Genomic DNA, 6,260 nt, shown 5'->3' with positions numbered 1-6,260 from the left:
GGCATACGAGATAGGAGTCCGTCTCGTGGGCTCGGAGATGTGTATAAGAGACAGCCCCTACACCGCCCGCCCCGGTCCGTGACAGGATCGGATGCGCACGACAACGATCCGCCGCGCCGGCGGAGCGAGCGAAAAGCTCACGGCTCACAGGAGAGCGCCATGGCAGGCAAGCCGCCCGCGTCCGACCCCGTCCAGGACGCGCCCCAGGTCAGCGCACCCCAGCACTCCGCCGTAGGAATGCCGGCGATCACCAACGCCCTCAAGATCTCCCAGCAGCAGATGGGCGTCCGCCGCACCGCCCTGACCCTGCTGCGCGTCAACCAGCCCAACGGCTTCGACTGCCCCGGCTGCGCCTGGCCCGAGCCCGACAAACCGCACACCGCCGAGTTCTGCGAGAACGGCGCCAAGGCCGTCGCCGAAGAGGCCACCCTGCGCCGCGTCACCCCGGACTTCTTCGCCGCCCACCCGGTCGCCGACCTCGCCACCCGCAGCGGCTACTGGCTCGGCCAGCAGGGCCGCCTCACCCACCCCATGTACCTGGCCGAAGGCGCCGACCACTACGCCCCCGTCACCTGGGAGCGCGCCTTCGACATCATCGGCGAGGAACTGACCGCCCTCGACTCCCCCGACGAGGCCGTCTTCTACACCTCCGGCCGCACGAGCAACGAGGCCGCCTTCCTCTACCAGCTCTTCGCCCGTGAATTCGGCACCAACAACCTGCCCGACTGCTCCAACATGTGCCACGAGTCGTCCGGCTCGGCCCTCACCGGGACCATCGGCATCGGCAAGGGCAGCGTCCTGCTGGAGGACCTCTACAAGGCCGACCTGATCATCGTCGCCGGCCAGAACCCCGGCACCAACCACCCCCGCATGCTCACCGCCCTGGAGAAGGCCAAGGCCGGCGGCACCAAGATCATCTCGATCAACCCGCTGCCCGAAGCCGGCCTGGAACGCTTCAAGAACCCCCAGACCCCGCGCGGACTGGCCGGCGGCGGCACCGCCCTGACCGACCTCTTCCTCCAGGTACGCCTCGGCGGCGACCAGGCACTCTTCCGCGCCCTCAACCGCCGCATCCTCGCCACCGACGGCGCCCTCGATACGGACTTCATCCGCGAACACACCCACGGCTTCGAGGAGTTCGCGCAGGCGGCCAAGGCCGACGACGACTGGCACGCCACGCTCGCCGCCACCGGCCTGACCCGCGACGAGATCGAACGCGCCCTGGAGATGGTCCTCGCCTCCCGGCGCACCATCGTGTGCTGGGCGATGGGCCTGACCCAGCACAAGCACTCCGTCCCCACCATCCAGGAAGTCGTCAACTTCCTCCTCCTGCGCGGCAACATCGGCCGCCCCGGCGCCGGCGTCTGCCCCGTACGCGGCCACAGCAACGTCCAGGGCGACCGCACCATGGGCATCTTCGAACGGCCCGCCCCCGCCTTCCTCGACGCCCTGGAGAAGGAATTCGGCTTCGCGCCCCCGCGCGAACACGGCCTCGACGTCGTCCGCGCCATCCGCGCCCTGCGCGACGGACAGGCCAAGGTGTTCTTCGCCATGGGCGGCAACTTCGTCGCCGCGACCCCCGACACGGACGTCACCGAGGCCGCGATGCGCCGCGCCCGGCTCACCGTCCACGTCTCCACCAAACTCAACCGCTCGCACGTCATCACCGGCGCCCGCGCGCTGATCCTGCCCACCCTGGGACGCACCGAGCGCGACCGCCAGGACGGCGGCGAGCAGTTCGTGACCGTCGAGGACTCCATGGGCATGGTGCACGCCTCCCGCGGCCGCCTCGAACCGGCAAGCCCCCAGCTGCTGTCCGAGCCCGCCATCGTCGCCCGCCTCGCCCGCCGCGTCCTCGGCCCCAACAGCGCCGCCCCGTGGGAGGAGTTCGAGAAGGACTACGCCACGATCCGCGACCGCATCGCCCGCGTCATCCCCGGCTTCGACGACTTCAACACCAAGGTCGCCCGCCCCGGAGGCTTCGCCCTGCCGCACGCCCCCCGGGACAGCCGCCGCTTCCCCACCGCCACCGGCAAGGCCAACTTCACCGCCGCCCCCGTGGAGTACCCCACCGTCCCCGAAGGCCGGCTGCTGCTGCAGACCCTGCGCTCGCACGACCAGTACAACACCACCATCTACGGCCTCGACGACCGCTACCGCGGCATCAAGAACGGCCGCCGGGTGGTGCTCCTGCACCCCGACGACGCCCGCGCCCACGGCCTGGCCGACGGCGACTACACCGACCTGGTCAGCGAATGGACCGACGGCAGCGAACGCCGCGCCCCCGGCTTCCGCGTCGTGCACTACCCGACGGCCCGCGGCTGCGCCGCCGCCTACTACCCCGAGACCAACGTCCTCATCCCGCTCGATCACACCGCCGACACCAGCAACACCCCCGCGTCCAAGTCCGTGGTGATCCGCCTGGAGAAGACCCCCACCGACTGACCCCCACCACGGCGGCCGGCACCACGCCGGCCGCCGCGAACACCCCACCCCGCGCTGAGCGCTCGCTCAGTGGCCTGATAGGAACGGGCACGGATCGACGACGATCACGGGCGAGCGAACGGAGCCGTAGGCATGGGTGAGCAGACCACCACCAAATTCCCGCAGGAGACCCTCGACCAGTGGGCCGGTCTCGGCATCGACCTGCCCGCCCTCTTCTCCGCCGGACACCTCGGCGAGCGGATGGGCGTCCAGGTCACCGAAGCCGCGCCCGACCGCGTCGTGGGCACCATGCCCGTCGAGGGCAACACCCAGCCCTACGGCCTCCTGCACGGCGGCGCCTCCGCCGTACTGGCCGAAACCCTCGGCTCGGTCGGCTCCATGCTCCACGGCGGCCCCACCAAACTCGCCGTCGGCGTCGACCTCAACTGCACCCACCACCGCGGCGTCCGCTCCGGCCTCGTCACCGGCGTCGCCACCCCCGTACACCGCGGCCGCTCCACCGCCACCTACGAGGTCGTCATCACCGACGAGCACGGCAAGCGGGTCTGCACCGCGCGTCTGACCTGCATGCTGCGCGACGTCGACACCGACGCCTACCGCAGCTGACCGGATCAGGACGGCCCACGCCGCCCACCACCACGGCCCCGCCCCTTGCCCAGGGTGCGGGGCCGCACGCATTTTCGTAACACTGCGTAACGCACGCGCAATACCGCCTCAACCCGCACACCCCGGACCCCGTGCCACCACAGGCCCCGGCCCGCCCCATCCGATAGCCGGACGCCCTCCGGCGGTCGCACCGCGCAACCACCCACGGAAGTGCGAGTTCACCTTCCGCGCCGTGTTCGCTCCACCTGTAAGGACCATGACGGCAAAACGCTCATCGCCGGTCATAACAAGAGCGTCACATCCTGGCCAGCGCCTCTGCCGACGTGACGAACACCGCTCTAGAGTCACCGCCAGTCACCGCGCCGCCGGGCGCGCTGCGAGCACGGACCCTGTACCAACCGTGCGGCCCGGCACGCGAATCGGCCATGCGACAGCCGTGGCCGCGCCAGGGAAAGGACTGATCGTGCGTCACCGTTCCTTGCTCCTCATCACCACCGCAGTCACCACCGGCGCCCTCACGCTCTCCGCGTGCGGCTCTCGCGGCGACACCAACAAAGACGGCGAAGGAAAAACCACCGTCGTCATCGGCCTCGACGCCCCCACCACCGGCGAACTCTCCGCACTCGGCCTGGGCATACGCAACTCCGCCCAGCTCGCCGTCGACATCGCCAACAAGACCGACGAAGTCAAGGGCGTCACCTTCAAACTCCAGGCCCTCGACGACAAGGCACTGCCCAACGTCGGCCAGCAGAACGCCACCAAACTCGCCGGCAACAAGGACGTCCTCGGCATCGTCGGCCCCCTCAACTCCGGCGTCGCCCAGTCCATGCAGCAGGTCTCCAAGCAGAACAACCTGACGCTGATCTCCCCGGCCAACACCACCCCCGACCTCACCCAGGGCCCGGACTGGAAGAAGAACAAGCGCGTCCGGCAATTCCCCACCTACTTCCGGACCGCCACCACCGACGAAGTACAAGGCGCCTTCGACGGCCAGTACGCCTGGGAAAAGGTCAAGGCCAAGAAGGCCTACGTCATCGACGACCAGAAAACCTACGGCGTCGGCCTCGCCTCCTCCTTCAAGGACCAGTTCGCCAAACTCGGCGGAAAGATCGTCGGCACCGAACACGTCAGCCCCGACGACCGCGACTTCAAGGCCGTCGTCTCCAAGGTCAAATCCGCCAAACCCGACCTGGTCTTCTACGGCGGCGAATACCCCGCCTCCGGCCCCCTCAGCCAGCAGCTCAAGGACGGCGGCGTCACTGTCCCCCTCATGGGCGGCGACGGCATGTACAGCGCCGACTACATCAAGCTGAACAAGAAGGCCCAGGGCGACTACGCCTCCTCCGTCGGCAAGCCCGTCGAACAACTCCCCTCGGCCAAGAAATACATCGCCGACTACCAGGCAGCCGGATTCAAGGAGCCCTACGAGGCCTACGGCGGCTCCACCTACGACTCCACCTGGGCCCTCATCCAGGCCGTCAAGAGCGTCGTCGAAGCCCACCACGGCAAACTCCCCGACGACGCCCGCAAGCAGGTCACCGACGCCATGAACAAGGTCACCTTCGACGGCGTCACCGGAAAGGTCGCCTTCGACAAATACGGCGACACCACCAACACCATGATCACCGCCTACCAGGTCGAAAAGGGCAACTGGGCCGCCCGCTTCAGCGCCCCGTTCAAGGAATTCGACAAGAGCTGACCCCCAAGCACCACCACACACCCGGGCCGCGCCAGGACGCCACCAACGACCCTGGCGCGGCCCGCGGCACACCGGGACACCCGAAAACCCCCCGGAATTCCCACCCGTGCTTGATCACACCACGGAGGCCCTGCGGTGAGCGAACTGCCGCAACAGCTGGCCAACGGACTCATCCTCGGCGCGATGTACGGACTCATCGCGATCGGCTACACGATGGTCTACGGAATCGTCCAGCTCATCAACTTCGCCCACGGCGAGATATTCATGGTCGGCGGCTTCGGAGCGCTCAGCGTCTACTTGGCACTCCCCACCGGCACCTCCCTCGCCCTCGCCCTGCCGGTCATGCTCATCGGCGGCATCGTCGTATCCGTCCTCGTCGGCATCGCGGCGGAACGCTTCGCCTACCGCCCCCTGCGCGGCGCCCCTCGCCTCGCCCCCCTCATCACCGCCATCGGCCTGTCCATCGCCCTCCAGCAAGCCATCTGGAAGTGGTACCCCGACGGCAAACAAGCCCGCGTCTTCCCCCAGTTCAAAGGCCACGCCCTCGACATCCTCGGCGCCACCGTCCAACGCGGCGACCTCTTCGTCCTCATCGCCGCCCCCCTCTGCATGATCGCCCTCGGCTTCTTCGTCGCCCGTACCCGCAGCGGCCGCGCCATGCAGGCCACCGCCCAGGACCCCGACACCGCCAAACTCATGGGCATCAACACCGACCGCATCATCGTCCTCGCCTTCGCCATCGGCGCCGCCTTCGCCGGCGTCGCCGCCGTCGCCTACGGACTGCGCACCGGCGAGGTCCAATTCCGCATGGGCTTCATCATGGGCCTCAAAGCCTTCACCGCAGCCGTCCTCGGCGGCATCGGCAACATCTACGGCGCCATGCTCGGCGGCGTCGTCCTCGGCATCGCCGAAGCCCTCGCCACCGCCTACGTCGAAGAGATCCCCGGCATGCAGCAATTCGGCGGCGGAGCCTGGAAGGACGTCTGGGCCTTCGTCCTCCTCATCCTCGTACTCCTCCTGCGGCCACAAGGCCTGCTGGGCGAACGCGTCGCGGATCGGGCGTGATACCGATGACCACCCACACCGCCACCACCCCCCGGGGCCTCCTCCCCCTCCCCGAACGCACCGCACGCCTCACCACCGCCGCCGGCGCCCTCGCCACCGCCGCCACCACCGGCCTCTCCTGGACCTGGAGCAGCGACTTCCCCGGCGACCTCACCTACTACGGCTCCCCCGCCGGCCTCCAGCTCGTCACCCTCACCGGCGGCCTCCTCACCCTCCTCCTCGCCGCCTCCACACTCGGCCTGCGCGGCCTGGCCTGGCTCACCCCCGCCGGACGCAACGCCCCCACCCTCCTCGCCGCCCTCGCCACCTTCGCCGCGACCTGGTTCACCCTCGGCGCCATCGCCGTCCAACTCGGCGGCCTGGTCAACCTCGAACCCGGCGGCTTCGCAGCCGGCACCGCCGCACTCCTCACCCTCCTCGGCGCCCTCGCCCTACCCCCCGACCA

4 protein-coding genes and 1 pseudogene are annotated in these 6,260 nt (G+C 69.4%); all 5 read left to right on the top strand.

Annotation, left to right across the window (positions count from 1 at the left end):
- Window positions 1-159: 159 nt before the first annotated feature.
- Window positions 160-2,445 (top strand): FdhF/YdeP family oxidoreductase, encoded by a 2,286-nt coding sequence (locus tag IG62_RS0140600; RefSeq protein ID WP_030816219.1) that lies wholly within the window; start codon window positions 160-162, stop codon window positions 2,443-2,445.
- Window positions 2,446-2,577: 132 nt separating this feature from the next.
- Window positions 2,578-3,051, top strand: a complete 474-nt coding sequence (locus IG62_RS0140595) for a PaaI family thioesterase (protein WP_030816216.1) — start codon at window positions 2,578-2,580, stop codon at window positions 3,049-3,051.
- Window positions 3,052-3,529: 478 nt separating this feature from the next.
- On the top strand, window positions 3,530-4,750 hold the full coding sequence (locus IG62_RS0140590; protein ID WP_030816213.1) for a branched-chain amino acid ABC transporter substrate-binding protein: 1,221 nt from the start codon (window positions 3,530-3,532) through the stop codon (window positions 4,748-4,750).
- A 135-nt stretch (window positions 4,751-4,885) separates the two neighbouring features.
- The gene (locus IG62_RS0140585; protein WP_030816211.1) at window positions 4,886-5,815 is read left to right on the top strand and encodes a branched-chain amino acid ABC transporter permease; all 930 of its coding nucleotides are present in this window, start codon (window positions 4,886-4,888) and stop codon (window positions 5,813-5,815) included.
- A 5-nt stretch (window positions 5,816-5,820) separates the two neighbouring features.
- Window positions 5,821-6,260, top strand: a pseudogene (locus IG62_RS0140580) (branched-chain amino acid ABC transporter permease); the annotation flags it as partial.

The organism is Streptomyces sp. NRRL S-337, from assembly GCF_000720175.1.
Taxonomy (GTDB): domain Bacteria; phylum Actinomycetota; class Actinomycetes; order Streptomycetales; family Streptomycetaceae; genus Streptomyces; species Streptomyces siderophoricus.
Note: the sequence above shows the minus strand (reverse complement) of the source record. Positions and strands in the feature narration are given on the sequence as shown.